Here is a 15,940-nt window from a genome sequence, read left to right as displayed (position 1 = left end):
TACTTTGTTTTTGCTATGATTAAATAGCATATTTATGTAGAAAGAATAGTCCTAAGAGGAGGATTTTTAGTATGGCATTAGTATCTATGAAAGAGATGTTAATTAAAGCAAAAGCAGAGGGTTATGCTGTTGGTCAGTTCAACATCAACAACCTTGAGTGGACTCAGGCAATTTTACAAGCAGCAGAAGAAGAAAAATCTCCAGTTATTTTAGGTGTTTCTGAAGGCGCAGGAAAATATATGGGCGGATTTATCGCCGTTGTACAAATGGTAAAAGGTTTGATGGAGTCTTATGGTACTACAGTACCTGTAGCTATTCATCTTGACCATGGTTCAAGCTTTGAAAAATGTAAAGAAGCAATTGATGCAGGATTTACTTCTGTAATGATTGATGCATCTCATCATCCATTCGAGGAAAATGTTGCAACTACTTCTAAAGTAGTTGAGTATGCTCATGCGAAAGGTGTTTCTGTTGAAGCTGAGCTTGGCACTGTTGGTGGTGACGAGGATGGCGTAATCGGTGGTATTATGTACGCTGATCCAGAGGAATGCCGTAAAATGGTTGAGCTAACAGATATCGATTGCTTAGCACCAGCACTTGGCTCTGTACATGGTCCTTATAAAGGAGAACCAAATTTAGGCTTTAAAGAGATGGAAGAAATCTCTAACTTAGCAGATCTACCATTAGTATTACATGGTGGTACAGGGATCCCAACGAAAGATATTCAACGCTCAATTTCATTAGGTACAGCAAAAATTAACGTCAATACTGAAAATCAAATTGCTGCTACAAAAGTAATCCGTGAAGTTCTTGAGAATGATAAAGTTGTTTATGATCCTCGTAAATTCCTTGCTCCAGCACGTGAAGCAATTAAATCAACAGTTATCGGGAAAATCCGTGAATTTGGTAGTGCGCAAAAAGCATAATTTTTGTATCTAAACGGCTACAAAAGCACAGATGAATACACAAAATAAGAGAAGTGTTGATGCTGTTATCGACCTTCTCTTGTTTTTGAAATGATGAATTTTTGGCGAAAATTTAAATATATGGTTCATCACCAAAAGTTGGGGATAGCATTTGTGTTAAAACGAATGTAATGTATAGTAGTTGATTTCCGATTTAACTGAATGGCCCTAGGAAAGCGCCCAGTCGGAACGGAAATCAACCCACGATATAGTGATGAGCAAAACAGTGATCAGGAGGGAATACAATGAAATTTTTTATTGATACAGCAAATTTCGAAGAGATTAAAGAAGCACACGCATGGGGTATTTTATCAGGCGTTACAACAAACCCATCATTAGTTGCTAAAGAAGAGAATGTTTCTTTCCATGATCGTCTTCGTGAAATCACAGAGCTTGTAGATGGCTCAGTGAGTGGGGAAGTAATTGCTCTAGATGCAGAAGGTATGATTAAAGAAGGCTTAGAATTGGCTGCAATTGCTCCGAATATTACAGTTAAATTGCCAATGACGCCAGCTGGATTAGAGGCATGTCGCTTCTTTGCTGACAAAGGTATTAAAACGAACGTAACACTAATCTTCAGTGCCAACCAAGCATTAATGGCAGCTCGTGCGGGTGCTACATATGTATCACCATTTATCGGTCGTCTAGATGATATGGGTCAAAACGGTGTTGAACTAATTGAAACGATTGCAGATATTTTTACAATTCATAATATCGAAACGCAAATTATCGCTGCATCTATTCGTCATCCACAGCATGTAACAGCTGCAGCACTTGCTGGCGCGCACATTGCAACTACTCCATTTAAAGTTTTAAAGCAACTTTTCCATCATCCATTAACGGAAAAAGGAATTGAAGGATTTTTAACGGATTGGAATAAGAGAAAAGGCAAATAATAAGATTATATAGTGAGCCAATTGCAGAAAAAATTACTTTCCAATCATGAGGGAGAACGCAAAATGGATGTTTACAAAATTACAGGCGAAAATCGTCTAAAGGGTACAATAAAAGTTAGTGGTGCAAAAAATAGTGCAGTCGCCTTAATTCCAGCATCAATTTTGGCGAACTCTCCAGTGACAATTGGAGGGTTACCAGAAATTTCCGATGCATGGACGTTAAAGGCATTATTAGAGGAGATTGGTGGAGAAGTTTCATTTGAGGATGGCATCATGACCATCGATCCAACTGAAATGATTGCGTTGCCATTACCAAATGGTAACGTGAAAAAGCTTCGTGCCTCTTATTATCTAATGGGAGCAATGCTTGGTCGCTTTAAAAAAGCTGTCATTGGTTTACCAGGAGGCTGCTTCTTAGGGCCACGTCCTATTGACCAACATATAAAAGGCTTTGAAGCATTAGGTGCGAAAATTACTAATGAGCATGGAGCCATTTATTTACGTGCTGATGAATTAATTGGTGCCAAAATATATTTAGACGTTGCCAGTGTTGGAGCAACGATTAATATTATGTTAGCTGCTGTCCTTGCGAAGGGACGTACGGTTATTGAAAATGCAGCAAAAGAACCGGAAATTATTGATGTAGCTACTCTTCTCACTAACATGGGAGCTAATATTAAAGGGGCAGGTACAAGTGTTATCCGTATTGAAGGTGTAGAGGAACTTCACGGTACGGAGCACACGATTATTCCAGATCGCATTGAAGCTGCTACATTTATGATTATGGCTGCCGCTTTAGGTGAAGGTATTACGATTGATAATGTTATTCCATTGCATTTAGAGGCGATTATTGCAAAGCTTCGTGAAATGGGAGTAAAGATTGAAATCGGTGAAGAAAGTATTTTTGTGCCAAAAACAGACCTCTCCACATTGCAAGCCGTTGATGTTAAAACATTAGTGTATCCTGGGTTTCCAACGGATATTCAGCAACCACTTTCTGTTTTAATGTCCCAAGCATTTGGTTCCTCAAAGGTAACAGATACAATCTATACAGCTCGATTTAAACATATTGATGAACTTCGTCGTATGAATGCCAATGCACGCGTTGAAGGAAATACAGCTATGATTACAGGTCCTAGTAAATTACAAGGCTCAACTGTAACGGCTACAGATCTTCGAGCGGGCGCCGCATTAGTATTAGCTGGCCTGTTAGCTGAAGGCGAAACAGAAATTCATGATATCTATCATATTGAGCGTGGTTATAGCTCACTTATTGAGAAATTACGTGATTTAGGCGCTGATATTCGACGTGAAACAATAATGGCACGCGTAGCAGAGACAAAGGAATAATGAGAGCTAAAAGTTTTGAACTAACTATGTTACAATAGAGGTAATTTGAATGTTTCGGCGAAGAAATATGCCGATAACGGGAGGCAAATAAGACAATGGAACGTAGTTTATCGATGGAAGTAGTACGAGTAACAGAGGCAGCAGCAATCGCATCCGGGAAATGGATGGGTCGCGGTTTGAAAATTGAGGCAGATGATGCAGCGACGACAGCGATGCGCGTGATGTTCGATACAATTCCAATGCATGCTACAGTAGTGATTGGTGAAGGCGAAATGGATGAAGCACCAATGCTTTATATTGGTGAAGAGCTTGGCCTACGCAATGGAGGTCCTCAAGTAGATATCGCAGTTGACCCATTAGAAGGTACTAATATTGTAGCGAAGGGTACAAATGGTGCAATGACAGTTCTTGCTATTGCAGATAAAGGCAATCTGTTAAATGCACCTGATATGTACATGGAGAAAATTGCAGTAGGACCAGAAGCGGCTGGTAAGGTAGATATTAATGCTTCTGTTACGTATAATTTATTACAGGTAGCAAAAGCTAAAAATAAAGATATTTCAGACGTAGTAGCTACACTTTTAGATCGACCACGTCACCAAGCAATTGTTGATGAAATCCGAGAAGCTGGGGCACGTATTAAATTTATTCAAGACGGCGACGTTGGAGCAGCTATCAATACTGCTTTTGATGAAACTGGCATTGATATTATGTTTGGTACAGGTGGTGCACCAGAGGGTGTTATTTCAGCTGTTGCATTAAAATGTCTAGGCGGAGACTTCCAAGCGAAGCTAGTGCCAGAAGATGATGAACAGTTAGAACGTTGCAAAAAAATGGGTGTAGATGTAGATAAAGTTCTTTATTTAGATGACCTAGTTAAAGGTGACGATGCTATTTTTGCAGCGACTGCTGTAACAGATTGCGAGCTGCTAAAAGGTGTTCAATATAAAGGAGCTTATGCATTAACACATTCAGTTGTTATGCGAGCTAAATCTGGAACTGTGCGTTTTGTAGAAGGACGTCACGCTCTTGATAAAAAACCTAGCTATAAATAAAAATTTCTTCTAAAATATACCTAGTGCATCTTTTTGCACTAGGTACCTTCTTCTAAATTTTCAACCATCCCATAGTTTTATAAGGCTATGTTAGGCTTCATTGTTTTGTATAGTTAATGAAAGTACCTATCGCTCTAATTCGAACTACTTAATTTCTAACGTAAGAAAACGCTGACAGGTACGAAAAAATCACAGAGCCTATCGTAAAAACTTCTTTGATATCCCCAAAACTGGCAATTATATTTTGAAAAAGACTGGAGTTGTGCATATGTCTGCATTGACAATCGCTCAATTAGAAAACATGACGTTAAAAGAGCTTTACGCCCTTGCACGCCAATATAAAATTTCATATTATAGCAAGCTAACGAAAAAAGAATTAATATTTGCTATTTTGAAAACTCGCTCGGAGCAAGAGGGCTATTTCTTTATGGAAGGTGTACTAGAAATTGTTTCGCAAGAGGGCTTTGGCTTCCTTCGACCAATTAACTATTCTCCAAGTAAAGAGGATATTTATATTTCTGCTTCTCAAATTCGTCGCTTTGACCTACGAAATGGGGACAAGGTATCTGGTAAAGTACGTCCACCTAAAGAAAACGAACGTTATTATGGACTACTACAAGTAGATGCTGTTAACGGCGAAGACCCAGAAGTAGCAAAGGAACGTGTGCATTTCCCTGCATTAACGCCTTTATATCCTGACCGACAAATTAAACTGGAAACAACACAACGTAATTTATCGACTCGTATCATGGATTTAGTGGCACCTGTAGGCTTTGGACAGCGTGGATTGATCGTGGCACCACCAAAGGCAGGGAAAACATCATTATTAAAAGAAATTGCGAATGCTATTACAACTAATCATCCAGATGCTGAGTTAATTGTATTACTTATTGACGAACGCCCTGAGGAAGTAACTGATATTGAACGTTCAGTAAATGCAGATGTAGTGAGCTCAACGTTCGATGAGGTTCCTGAAAATCATGTGAAAGTTGCCGAAATTGTGTTAGAACGTGCACGCCGCTTAGTTGAGCATAAGCGTGATGTTATTATTTTAATGGACTCTATTACACGTTTAGCACGAGCTTATAATTTAGTTATTCCTCCGAGCGGTCGTACGCTTTCAGGTGGTATTGATCCTGCTGCTTTCCATAGACCAAAACGATTCTTCGGTTCTGCACGTAATATTGAAGAAGGTGGTAGCTTAACTATTTTAGCGACAGCTTTAGTGGATACAGGATCTCGTATGGATGAGGTTATTTATGAGGAATTTAAAGGAACAGGTAATTTAGAGCTTCATCTCGATCGCCAATTAGCAGAGCGTCGTATTTTCCCTGCGCTTGATATCCGCCGTTCGGGTACACGTAAGGAAGAACTTCTGCTAGAGCCTGAGCAACTTGAAAAGCTTTGGGCAATTCGTAAAACATTCTCGGACGCACCTGATTTTGCGGAGCGCTTCATGAAAAAATTACGTACGACAAAATCTAATGAAGAATTCTTCGAAAAATTAAATGAAGATATGAAAAAAGCTACTAAAGGTAAGGGCTTACTATAAAATGAATCACCATTGACTATAACTAGTTGATGGTGATTTTTAAATACTGGTATAACACACCTATATAATAAGGTGATTGAAGTGGAGGCTGGGCGACTCCTTGGGGATAAGCAATAGTGGAACGAAGGCTAAGAACATCACATCCTGTGATAACGCCTTCGTGACCAACATCGTGCTGCTGCCGCTACGTTGCACTCACGCTTTCGCGCAAAAGACATCTGTTGGCCCGAGACCCTGGAGCGAGCAACGCGAGTGAAGCGGGAAGGGGAACGAAGGCTAAGAGCATCACGTCCTGTGATAACGCCTTCGTGACCAACATCCTGCTGCTGCCGCTGCGTTAACACTACGCTTTCGCGCAAAAAACATCTGTTGCCCCGACGCCCCCAGGAAGCTTTGCTCTGTGCGAAAGCGTAGCGGCAGCAATTGTTTTATCTGTAGCGAAAGCGAAGCGCCAGCTACAAAGCGCCCAGCCGGAACGGAAATCACCCCCACATTATGGTGATACGCCCCTAAAATTAAATAACTAATCGATAGAGGAAAAACTATTGTCAAATGTATAGGATATATGGTACTATTGCAAAGTATGTAACGTGTACATATGTAGCCGACATATTCGGGCTATGTAAGGTACAGTTCGATAATACTCTGTTCCAGATGGTTCAGGGCGAGAGGAGAAAACGAATATGAAACAAGGAATTCATCCAGACTACAAAGAAGCATCAGTAACTTGCTCTTGTGGTAACACTTTCAAAACTGGTTCAGTAAAAGAAAACATCGTTGTCGAGTTCTGCAACGAATGTCACCCATTCTATACTGGCCGTCAAAAATTCGCGTCTGCTGATGGTCGCGTGGATCGTTTCAACAAAAAATACGGTCTTAAAAACTAATGTTAGTTTAATACCTGCCAAGCATGTGCTTGGCAGGTATTTTTTTCAGTATAACCAAAATGAATGTTGATGCGAGTCTTTTCGATATCCGGATTGATAAGAAGAAAGGGAGAAGACAAAATGGCACAGCTATATTTTAAACACGGGGCAATGAATAGTGGTAAATCCATAGAAATTCTAAAAGTTGCGCATAACTATGAAGAACAACAAAAACCTGTAATGATGTTTACACCAGGCATAGATACGCGAGATGAAGTAGGCTTTATCTCAAGTCGAGTAGGCTTACGTCAACAAGCCATTCCTGTTAATGATGATACAAATATTTTTGAGCTGGTAAAAAACAATGCTGTCAAACCATATTGTGTACTTGTTGACGAAGTACAATTTTTAAAAAAAGAACATGTTTTGCAGTTAGCATATATCGTAGATGAGTTAGATATTCCAGTTATGGGCTTCGGTCTAAAAAACGATTTCCAAAATGAGTTATTTGAAGGCAGTCAGTACATGCTTACATATGCAGATAAAATTGAGGAAATGAAAACAATTTGCTGGTTCTGTCATAAAAAGGCTACAATGAATTTGCGTGTTGATGAAAGTGGAAAACCGGTTTATACAGGTGATCAAATTCAAATTGGAGGAAATGATTCCTATTATCCAGTTTGTCGAAAATGCCACACACATCCGCCACTATAAAGCAAAAAAGGCTTTGTCGATAAGGCTAATAAAAAGTAGCATACATGCGAAAACTTCCTTATACTAAGTAGTGGAAATAAAAAATCTTTATAAAAAAATCTTTACGCACTTAGCGTAATTCTAATTTAGAGTTTCTCTTTTTCAGTAACGATACGACAGTTATAATAGAGCAAACTTCATAAAAAAAGGTTCACCAAACGTTATGGATGACTTTTGTTAAAACGTCCACTATGAATATAAGTTGATTGTAGTGGAGTCGCCCAGCCGGAACGGAAATCAACCATACGTTTTGCTGATAATCCTTAAAAAAACTAAATAGAGGTGAAATCCATGTTTGATCGATTACAAGCAGTGGAGGATCGTTACGAAAGGCTAACAGAGCTTTTAAGTGATCCCGATATTGTGAATGATAGTAAAAAATTACGCGAATATTCCAAGGAACAATCAGATATCCAGGAAACGGTAGATGCTTATCGTGAATATAAAAATGTAAAAGAGCAATTAGCTGATACACGTGAGATGCTAGATAGTGAAAAAGATCCTGATATGCATGAGATGGTGAAAGAAGAATTCAACCTATTAAAAGAGCAGCAAGAAGAATTAGAAGAACGTTTACGTATTCTATTAATTCCAAAAGATCCTAATGATAATAAAAACGTTATTATGGAGATTCGTGGGGCAGCTGGTGGAGACGAGGCGAATATTTTTGCGGGAGATTTATTCCGTATGTACTCTCGTTATGCTGAGACACAAGGCTGGAAGATTGACGTAATGGAAGCGACGCCGAACCCAATGGGTGGTTATAAAGAAGTTATTTTTATGATTAACGGCCAAGGTGCATATTCAAAATTCAAATTTGAAAATGGTGCACACCGCGTACAACGTGTACCTGCCACGGAATCTCAAGGGCGTATTCATACTTCGACAGCGACAGTAGCTTGCTTACCTGAAGTTGAAGAAGTAGATGTTGAAATCCATGAAAAAGATATCCGAGTGGATACATTTGCATCTTCTGGTGCCGGTGGTCAGTCTGTAAATACAACGATGTCAGCTGTTCGTATGACTCACTTACCGACAGGTGTTGTTGTATCGATGCAGGATGAACGATCACAAATTAAAAACCGTGAAAAGGCAATGAAAATCTTACGTGCCCGTGTTGCTGATATGTATTTGCAAGAAGCACAAAAGGAAATCGATGCTACACGTAAATCAGCTGTAGGTTCAGGCGATCGCTCTGAGCGTATTCGCACATACAATTATCCACAAAACCGTGTAACCGACCACCGTATTGGTTTAACGATTCAAAAGCTAGATCAAATCGTTGAAGGTAGACTAGACGAAATCATTGATACGCTCATTTTAGAAGAGCAAGCATCAAAGTTAGAGCGATTAAATGATGACCTATAATAAAGTAATGGAGGCCCTTCAATGGGCTTCTTCTTTTTTAGTGGATAATGGTCATGAGGAAACAGCAGCGCGTATTGTTATGCAGCATATACTTGGCACTAGTTATTCAGAAGTAATGCTACATCTTCAAGACGTATTAACAGCTGAACAAAAAGAAAAGTTTAAAGAACTAATCGAAGAGCATGTGAGTGGACGACCTGTACAGTATTGCGTCGGTAGTGAAGAATTTTATGGTCGTTCATTTATAGTTGATGAGTCAGTACTTATTCCTAGACCTGAGACTGAGGAATTGGTGCTTGGAACAATCAATCGGATGAACAAAATATGGAATGATCAAGCATTGAAGCTGGCAGATATAGGAACTGGTAGCGGTGCAATCGCTATTTCTATGAAGCTAGAATGTCCAGAGCTAACGGTCGTTGCTACTGATCTATCTGAAGCTGCTTTAACGACAGCTCAAAAAAATGCCCAAAGATTATCGGCGGATATTGATTTTCGACTAGGGGATTTAACGAAACCTCTGGCAGGGGAGAAATTTGATATCGTGTTATCGAATCCACCGTATATTGCTTTTGATGAGGCGAAAGAGATGCCAAATACCGTGCTAGAGCATGAACCACACAGTGCTCTGTTTGCAGAAGAAGACGGACTTATTTTATATAGAAAATTGGCTGAGCAGCTTCCACCCCTTATGAATAAACCGTCGCTCATTGGCCTTGAAATCGGTTATACACAAGGAGAGCAGGTGGCTCAATTCTTTAAAAATAGTTTTCCGCAGGCTACAATTTCGATAGAAAAAGATATAAATGGTAAACCTCGAATGATTTTTTGTGAAATTCATGTATAAAGTATCTACTTCTTGCCAACAATGTTAGCAAGGAGGGATTTTTATGTTAAACGAATACAAGATTATTAGATTACCAAAACAAAATATTTTACTAGCTTTTGCAAGATTAGTATTTATTGCGATTGCCTTACAATTATGTATTTTATATATTCCATCATTAGTAGGTTTTGCGAAAGAGTCTATCAATCAGGAGCAAGAAAACGATTTTCGTATACGCGTTATTGCCAATAGCAATACATCACAGGATCAGCTTGAAAAAGAGCAACTTGTCAAAAATTTAAAGCCGTATTTTAAACAAGTAGCTAGTGCTGGAGCTAAAAATGTGGATAATGAGCAAATACTTTCATTAAAAAAAGAAATTGAAGCAGAAATAAACAAAAATTATCCACAGCTGGATACACAAGTTGTACTTGGGGATAACTTATTTCCGCCAAAGAGAAAGGACGCTGTACTTTATCCACAAAACTTATATCATTCGATTGTCGTAAAAATCGGTGATGCACGTGGCGATAACTGGTGGTGTAGCGTATTCCCATCGATTTGTGAGCCTACTAAAGCAGAAGCAAAAGAAGAAGTGAAAGAAGAAGTAGAAGAAGAGAAGGAACACGTTACATTTTTTCTATGGGAATGGATTAAAGGTTTTTTTGAATGAATTATTCGCGAATTCTGATAACTTATGCACAATTTTTAAGAAGTTATAAACATTATGTGGATAATTTAGTAAAAACGAAAAATTGAAGGAAGGTTTTAATTATGGAAACCGTGTGCAAGATTGTGGATAGTAATGTGAATAGTCAGATAACTTATGCACAAGCTGTGGATATCTTAAATGCAGGCGAGGTCGTGGCATTTCCAACAGAAACGGTTTATGGCCTAGGAGCTGTTGCTACAAATGACACAGCGGTCAAAAAGATATTTGAAGCAAAAGGTCGTCCATCAGACAATCCGCTAATTGTTCACATTGGCACAAAAGAGGAAGTTGAACGCTATATAGAGCATATTTCAGAAGTAGCCAAAAAATGCATGGATTTATTTTGGCCAGGGCCACTGACACTTGTAATGCCTGTAAAGCCAAATGTGCTGGCAGACAGTGTGACAGCTGGTTTATCGACTGTCGGTATACGTATGCCAGATCATCCAGTTGCACTCGCCTTACTTCAACAATTAAAAAAGCCACTTGCTGCGCCAAGTGCTAATCGTAGTGGGAAGCCAAGTCCTACAGAAGCCATACATGTTCAGGATGATTTGGGAGGGTACATACCTTATATTTTAGATGGAGGTTCTACTGGGATTGGACTCGAATCCACAGTGCTAGATGTTACGCACGAGCCTCCAGTAATTTTGCGTCCAGGCGGAATTACGAAGGAAATGTTAGAGGCTAAGATTGGTCAAGTACTTCAACCTTCAAAAATAGAGCAGAAATTAGAGGCTACGCCAAAAGCCCCTGGTATGAAATATACACACTATGCACCTAACGCTCCCGTGCTATTAATTGAATGTGATTTGAAGAAAGTCCATGAGGCTGTACAACAATTACAAAGCCAAGGACATAAAGTAGCGTTACTTGCACCAGCGAGCTTTGTTGACAGCAAGGCTGATTTTTATTTCTCAGTAGGAGAAGCAGGTAGTAAAGAAGAAATGGGTGCGACTTTGTATCATGCCCTAAGAGCTTGCGATAAAACAACAGCTACAATTATTCTGGCAACTACTACTTCGACTGAAGGGGTAGGGGCTGCAATAATGAATCGTCTTGACAAAGCAGCCGGAGGAAAATGGTATACTTCGTAAATAAAATAGCATGCTGGAAGCTACTTCTGGCATGCTATTTTATATTGCCGCGCTTTCAGTAGAAGAAAGTACAGTAGATTTTTACTACAAATGAAGGTGATTGTTTATCGTTAGAGTGACTTTTAACACCTAGTTGTAAGGAAATTGTATTATGATAATACTGTAATTTCGAGCATAAAATGATAAAATATTAGAGAGCGAAGGAGTGCTTTCTTGCAGGGGATTCTTGCAGGTATATTAACGTCTGTAGATGTGATCGGTTTATATGTATTAATACCAAATGTTCGATATCGATTTTTTTTGTCAGTATGGACAGCTGCTTTGCATATGCTATTCCCGTTACTGGGTTTTGAATTTGGACACTTTTTAATGCGCTTCCTCTTAGAATGGGGACAATGGATTTCAAGTATCTTATTGTTTTGCATGGGTTTACATTTACTATTATTTTCGCAAAAGGATGAAAAGGCTACAATTTCACCAATACTTTTAGCTGTGACTGCAAGCCTAGATACCTTTTCAGTAAGTGTTTCTTTTGGTATGCTAAATATAGAGAAAACAGTATTTATTGTAAGCGCAGGTGTAAGTGCACTCATTTGCTCTTATGGGTCATTAGTCATTGCACGTAAAAGTCAGGTCCTTCTTGGTAATAAATCTCAAATGATTGCAGGGATTTTTTTTATCATTATGGGTTTCCTGGCTATCCGACAATAGAGAAAATAGGGAAGGGTGATAAGTATGAAAATATTATTTGTTTGCACCGGGAATACTTGTCGCAGTCCTATGGCAGAGGTAATTTTAAAGCATAAACAAATTGACAATGTTGAGGTCCGTTCAGCGGGCATTTATGCCATGCCAAATGCGGAAATGTCTGCACATGCACAACAAGTAGTTGATGAAGCAAATATGACGCAACAGCATTTAGCAACACAATTATCAATAACTGAAATGGAGTGGGCTGATTTAATTTTAACAATGACAACAGCTCACAAAGATACAATTATCGCTAATTATCCACATGCAGAACGAAAAGTCTTTACGTTAAAAGAGTATACAGGCGCAGGTAGTACAGGGAATGTTGTGGATCCTTATGGTGGAAGTATAGCAATTTATAAAGAAACATTTGCAGAAATAACGGAATTGGTAGAACGATTAGTAAAAAAAATTGAAGAGAATTGAGGGTCGTTATGAAAAAACAGTTTGGCTTACGACTTAAACTAGTATTATTTGTCGGTATTCTTGCACTAATCACATACAGTATTAGTTTTATATTTATCGAATATTTACAACCTACCTTTTTCCCGGGGGTCGATCGTAAACTGTTTGAAATCTTTACTTATCTGTCGGGGATTGCATGGTCAGGCATTTTAGCTGCAGTATTCAGTGTAATCCTAATTAAACCTTTACAGAAGCTCGAAAATTCAGCTTCCCGTGTAGCGGAAGGGAAGATTGGACAAGATGTAGAAATGCCGAAAACAAATGATGAAATTCGTTCTGTTGCAGAGGCATTCCAACAAATGGTGTTAAACTTAAGAGGAATGGTCGAAAGCATCGATAATAACTTCCAGCAAACCAATCAATCCATAATCCAGCTATCTGATGAAGCAGCTGTTGCAACAAAAAAAGCAGAGAATATCGCTTTTACAGTAAAACATATTTCCTCTGGTGCTGAAACATCTGCAACCGCAGTCCAAGATACAGCTGAAGCAATTGAAGATGTACGAGCACTTGCGACAGAAGTTAATAGTAGAGCAGAGGCATCGGCAACACAATCTAAAGAGATTTTACATAATTTATCAACAACAACAAAAGCAATCGAAACGTTAGTAAATAGCATTCAGCAAATCGCAGCTGGCAATACAGAGGCATTAGAAAGCATTCGCCTTTTAGAGGATAACGCTGGACAGGTAGAGCGCATTATTAGCTTAGTTGGCGATATTGCAGCACAAACCAATTTACTAGCTTTAAATGCTTCGATTGAGGCAGCGCGTGCTGGTGAACATGGCAAAGGTTTTGCCGTTGTAGCGGAAGAAGTTCGTAGTTTAGCTGATGAAAGTGCAAAAGCGGTACAGGGCATTACTTCACTTATCCAATCTATGCAACAAAATGTTGAAATTGTTGTAAAACAAATGAACCAGCAAGTGTCATTTGCAACAAAAGAAGCTGCGCGTGTATCAGAAACAACGACAGCGGTAGAAGGAATGTCTTCAAGTGTCCATGAAATGGCGACTGCGATTGTGGAAATTTCTTCACTAATTGAACAGCAAATGCATAATATTGAAACAACTGCTCGTCAATCTCAAGAAGTTGCTGCCATTGCTCAAGAAACGTCAGCAGGAGCACAAGAAGTTCGCAGTGCAACAGAAGAACAAGCATACGCAATTGAGCAAGTAGAAAAACTAGCAGAAGGCTTAAAGAAACAATCCGAAGAGCTCCACAAAATGATTCAACAATTTGATAGACAAGCATAAGTAGGAAGATTTTAGACTGTAGATAAACTCGATTGAGATTCGAGTTAACTACAGTTTTTTTTATGTTGTCTTGAAGCATGTGCATAGTACTGAGATGATTGTGATGGATAGAAGTAGAGCAGAGAATGAAGAGTAGCTTGCAGAGCGACGGATAGAAGAGACGAAGCGACGGAAAGAGCGGCAAGAGTGACGGAAAGAAGAGACGAAGTGACGGATAGCCGCAGAGCGATGGAAAGAAGAACGGCAACGACGGAAAGAACTGGCGAAGCGACGGAAAGAGCGACCAGGGCGACGGAAAGAAGAGACAAAGTGACGGATAGCCGCAGAGCGACGGAAAGAAGAGACAAAGTGACGGATAGCCCGCAGAGCGACGGAAAGAAGAGCGGCAACGACGGAAAGAATAGACGAAGCGACGGATAATGTGGCCAGAGTGACGGATAGAAGAGGCAAAGAGATGGATAGTCTACAGAGCGATGGAAAGAAGAACGGCAACGACGGAAAGAACTGGCGAAGCGACGGAAAGAGCGACCAGGGCGACGGATGGAAGAGACAAAGTGACGGATAGCCGCACTCGCATTTTGCACAGAATCCCACCATAGTGCCAACTATTGGTAATACATAGAAATAATATTGATATAGTTTGTCCACTATAATGACAAAGGTAAAAAATCTTTAGAAGATAGAATATTGCAACAAAAGACTTTTATCCGAATTTATCAACATGATATTCACAATATCCACAGGAAAACGAGTTTAAAAGTGAATGATTTTTCGTTCACTTACAAGAAATGTTCGTCTTTTAGGAGAAATCAGCATAAAAATGCAAGAAAAATCATGTTATTCTTGGGGGAGAAGTGGTACACTAGTGTTGACTATATTTCGAAAAGAGGGAACCCAGTGAGAATAGCAATTTCTTCTGATCACGGAGGCAATAACTTACGTCGTGAGATTATGCAGCTGTTAGATGAGCTAAACATTAGCTACGAAGATTTTGGTCCACAATCTGCGGATTCAGTAGACTATCCTGATTATGCAAAACCAGTTACAGAAGGTGTTGCTAGCGGGGAATTTGATAAAGGTATTTTAATTTGTGGTACAGGCATTGGTATGTCCATTGCTGCAAATAAAATTAAGGGGATTCGTTGTGCTTTAGTACATGATTTATTTAGCGCAAAAGCAACGCGTTGCCACAATGATTCAAATGTTTTAGCAATGGGTGAGCGTGTTATTGGGCCAGGCCTTGCACGTGAAATTGCAAAAGTATGGCTTGAAACAGATTTTGAAGGTGGTCGTCATACGCGACGCATTGAAAAAATCGCTGAGCTTGAGCAATAAGAAAAGCAATTAAGTTTGTTAAGATATGTCCTAAGCTAAAAAGGTTCGTCAAAGAGTGTTTTTTTAGCTGTGTGACATAAATAATTTAGAAATTAAGGGGCTGAGCATAGTGGTTGTACAACAAATACGAACACATTTGACTCAGTTACTCAGTGAATTTGAAGAGCAGGTAACCCTACGACCAAATACTATTTTTGTCGTAGGCTGCTCGACATCTGAAGTGATTGGTCAGAAAATTGGCACAGCAGGTGCGCTTGAAATTGGAGAGGCGATTTTTGAGCCGTTGCAGGCATTTGCAAAGAAACATCAACTACATCTAGCGTTCCAAGGATGTGAGCACATTAATCGTGCGATTACTATGGAAGCAACAACGGCAGACCGATTTGGTTATGAACCTGTGTCAGTTGTACCAGTTCGTACAGCAGGCGGCTCAATGTCCGCTTATGCCTTTACGCAATTTACAAATCCAGTTGTTGTGGAAGCTGTGCAAGCAAATGCAGGCATTGACATTGGTCAAACGCTTATAGGTATGCATTTAAAGGCAGTAGCTGTTCCGGTTCGTACTTCTGTAAAAATGGTAGGAGAAGCGGTTGTAACGATAGCAACAACACGCCCAAAGCTGATTGGCGGAGAGCGTGCAGTATATAAATAAAATTACCTCTGAAATCAGTGGTATACAAATAACGATTATACTTAG

17 protein-coding genes are annotated in these 15,940 nt (G+C 39.4%); 16 read left to right on the top strand and 1 reads right to left on the bottom strand.

Annotated features, from left to right (window positions below; all coding sequences use genetic code 11):
* The first annotated feature begins 71 nt into the window (after positions 1-71).
* The 14 genes from MOK21_RS16960 (at position 72) to MOK21_RS16895 (ending at position 13,908) form a co-directional block, all read left to right on the top strand.
* Entirely contained in the window at positions 72-926 is an 855-nt protein-coding gene (locus MOK21_RS16960; protein ID WP_249075170.1) for a class II fructose-bisphosphate aldolase, read from the top strand.
* 284 nt (positions 927-1,210) lie between these two features.
* Positions 1,211-1,861, top strand: coding sequence for a fructose-6-phosphate aldolase (gene fsa, locus MOK21_RS16955; RefSeq protein ID WP_249075169.1), 651 nt, complete (start codon positions 1,211-1,213; stop codon positions 1,859-1,861).
* Positions 1,862-1,924: 63 nt separating this feature from the next.
* Positions 1,925-3,211: a UDP-N-acetylglucosamine 1-carboxyvinyltransferase gene (locus MOK21_RS16950; RefSeq protein WP_249075168.1), complete on the top strand. Its 1,287-nt coding sequence runs from the start codon at positions 1,925-1,927 to the stop codon at positions 3,209-3,211.
* A gap of 95 nt (positions 3,212-3,306) precedes the next feature.
* Positions 3,307-4,266, top strand: a complete 960-nt coding sequence (glpX, locus tag MOK21_RS16945; protein ID WP_249075167.1) for a class II fructose-bisphosphatase — start codon at positions 3,307-3,309, stop codon at positions 4,264-4,266.
* 268 nt (positions 4,267-4,534) lie between these two features.
* Entirely contained in the window at positions 4,535-5,818 is a 1,284-nt protein-coding gene (gene rho, locus MOK21_RS16940; RefSeq protein WP_249075166.1) for a transcription termination factor Rho, read from the top strand.
* A gap of 683 nt (positions 5,819-6,501) precedes the next feature.
* On the top strand, positions 6,502-6,705 hold the full coding sequence (gene rpmE / locus MOK21_RS16935) for a 50S ribosomal protein L31 (protein WP_249075165.1): 204 nt from the start codon (positions 6,502-6,504) through the stop codon (positions 6,703-6,705).
* A 120-nt stretch (positions 6,706-6,825) separates the two neighbouring features.
* Positions 6,826-7,398: a thymidine kinase gene (locus tag MOK21_RS16930; protein ID WP_249075164.1), complete on the top strand. Its 573-nt coding sequence runs from the start codon at positions 6,826-6,828 to the stop codon at positions 7,396-7,398.
* A 330-nt stretch (positions 7,399-7,728) separates the two neighbouring features.
* Positions 7,729-8,805, top strand: coding sequence for a peptide chain release factor 1 (gene prfA, locus MOK21_RS16925; RefSeq protein ID WP_249075163.1), 1,077 nt, complete (start codon positions 7,729-7,731; stop codon positions 8,803-8,805).
* Positions 8,792-9,652, top strand: coding sequence for a peptide chain release factor N(5)-glutamine methyltransferase (prmC, locus tag MOK21_RS16920; RefSeq protein WP_249075162.1), 861 nt, complete (start codon positions 8,792-8,794; stop codon positions 9,650-9,652). The genes prfA and prmC overlap by 14 nt, the downstream gene beginning before the upstream one ends.
* Positions 9,653-9,695: 43 nt before the next feature.
* Positions 9,696-10,304: a stage II sporulation protein R gene (locus MOK21_RS16915; RefSeq protein WP_249075161.1), complete on the top strand. Its 609-nt coding sequence runs from the start codon at positions 9,696-9,698 to the stop codon at positions 10,302-10,304.
* 101 nt (positions 10,305-10,405) lie between these two features.
* A complete protein-coding gene (locus MOK21_RS16910) occupies positions 10,406-11,440 on the top strand; it encodes an L-threonylcarbamoyladenylate synthase (protein WP_249075160.1) in 1,035 nt (344 codons plus the stop codon).
* 213 nt (positions 11,441-11,653) lie between these two features.
* On the top strand, positions 11,654-12,151 hold the full coding sequence (locus MOK21_RS16905; RefSeq protein ID WP_249075159.1) for a manganese efflux pump MntP: 498 nt from the start codon (positions 11,654-11,656) through the stop codon (positions 12,149-12,151).
* Between the two features lie 24 nt (positions 12,152-12,175).
* The gene (locus MOK21_RS16900; RefSeq protein WP_249075158.1) at positions 12,176-12,616 is read left to right on the top strand and encodes a low molecular weight protein arginine phosphatase; all 441 of its coding nucleotides are present in this window, start codon (positions 12,176-12,178) and stop codon (positions 12,614-12,616) included.
* 8 nt (positions 12,617-12,624) lie between these two features.
* Entirely contained in the window at positions 12,625-13,908 is a 1,284-nt protein-coding gene (locus MOK21_RS16895) for a methyl-accepting chemotaxis protein (protein ID WP_249075157.1), read from the top strand.
* Positions 13,909-13,952: 44 nt separating this feature from the next.
* On the opposite strand, the gene MOK21_RS16890 is transcribed toward MOK21_RS16895, so the two are convergent.
* Positions 13,953-14,492, bottom strand: coding sequence for a hypothetical protein (locus MOK21_RS16890; RefSeq protein WP_249075156.1), 540 nt, complete (start codon positions 14,490-14,492; stop codon positions 13,953-13,955).
* A gap of 313 nt (positions 14,493-14,805) precedes the next feature.
* Here MOK21_RS16890 and rpiB point away from each other — a divergent pair, with 313 nt between their 5' ends.
* Positions 14,806-15,243, top strand: a complete 438-nt coding sequence (rpiB, locus tag MOK21_RS16885; protein ID WP_068986237.1) for a ribose 5-phosphate isomerase B — start codon at positions 14,806-14,808, stop codon at positions 15,241-15,243.
* 109 nt (positions 15,244-15,352) lie between these two features.
* Complete coding sequence (locus MOK21_RS16880) at positions 15,353-15,895, top strand: TIGR01440 family protein (protein ID WP_249075155.1); 543 nt, start codon at positions 15,353-15,355, stop codon at positions 15,893-15,895.
* Positions 15,896-15,940: the final 45 nt, after the last annotated feature.

This window comes from Lysinibacillus sp. BPa_S21, from assembly GCF_023337795.1.
In the GTDB taxonomy this organism is placed as follows: Bacteria; Bacillota; Bacilli; order Bacillales_A; family Planococcaceae; genus Lysinibacillus.
The sequence above is the reverse complement of the archived record's forward strand: the minus strand, read 5'-3'. Positions and strand labels throughout refer to the sequence as shown.

What these genes read in the sequence shown, in the direction of transcription:
- glpX (WP_249075167.1), top strand. Translation starts at nt 3,307, where the DNA reads ATGGAACGTAGTTTATCGATGGAAGTAGTACGAGTAACAGAGGCAGCA.
- fsa (WP_249075169.1), top strand. Translation starts at nt 1,211, where the DNA reads ATGAAATTTTTTATTGATACAGCAAATTTCGAAGAGATTAAAGAAGCA.
- MOK21_RS16915 (WP_249075161.1), top strand. Translation starts at nt 9,696, where the DNA reads ATGTTAAACGAATACAAGATTATTAGATTACCAAAACAAAATATTTTA.
- prfA (WP_249075163.1), top strand. Translation starts at nt 7,729, where the DNA reads ATGTTTGATCGATTACAAGCAGTGGAGGATCGTTACGAAAGGCTAACA.
- MOK21_RS16900 (WP_249075158.1), top strand. Translation starts at nt 12,176, where the DNA reads ATGAAAATATTATTTGTTTGCACCGGGAATACTTGTCGCAGTCCTATG.
- MOK21_RS16895 (WP_249075157.1), top strand. Translation starts at nt 12,625, where the DNA reads ATGAAAAAACAGTTTGGCTTACGACTTAAACTAGTATTATTTGTCGGT.
- MOK21_RS16960 (WP_249075170.1), top strand. Translation starts at nt 72, where the DNA reads ATGGCATTAGTATCTATGAAAGAGATGTTAATTAAAGCAAAAGCAGAG.
- MOK21_RS16930 (WP_249075164.1), top strand. Translation starts at nt 6,826, where the DNA reads ATGGCACAGCTATATTTTAAACACGGGGCAATGAATAGTGGTAAATCC.
- prmC (WP_249075162.1), top strand. Translation starts at nt 8,792, where the DNA reads ATGATGACCTATAATAAAGTAATGGAGGCCCTTCAATGGGCTTCTTCT.
- MOK21_RS16950 (WP_249075168.1), top strand. Translation starts at nt 1,925, where the DNA reads ATGGATGTTTACAAAATTACAGGCGAAAATCGTCTAAAGGGTACAATA.
- MOK21_RS16910 (WP_249075160.1), top strand. Translation starts at nt 10,406, where the DNA reads ATGGAAACCGTGTGCAAGATTGTGGATAGTAATGTGAATAGTCAGATA.
- rho (WP_249075166.1), top strand. Translation starts at nt 4,535, where the DNA reads ATGTCTGCATTGACAATCGCTCAATTAGAAAACATGACGTTAAAAGAG.
- rpmE (WP_249075165.1), top strand. Translation starts at nt 6,502, where the DNA reads ATGAAACAAGGAATTCATCCAGACTACAAAGAAGCATCAGTAACTTGC.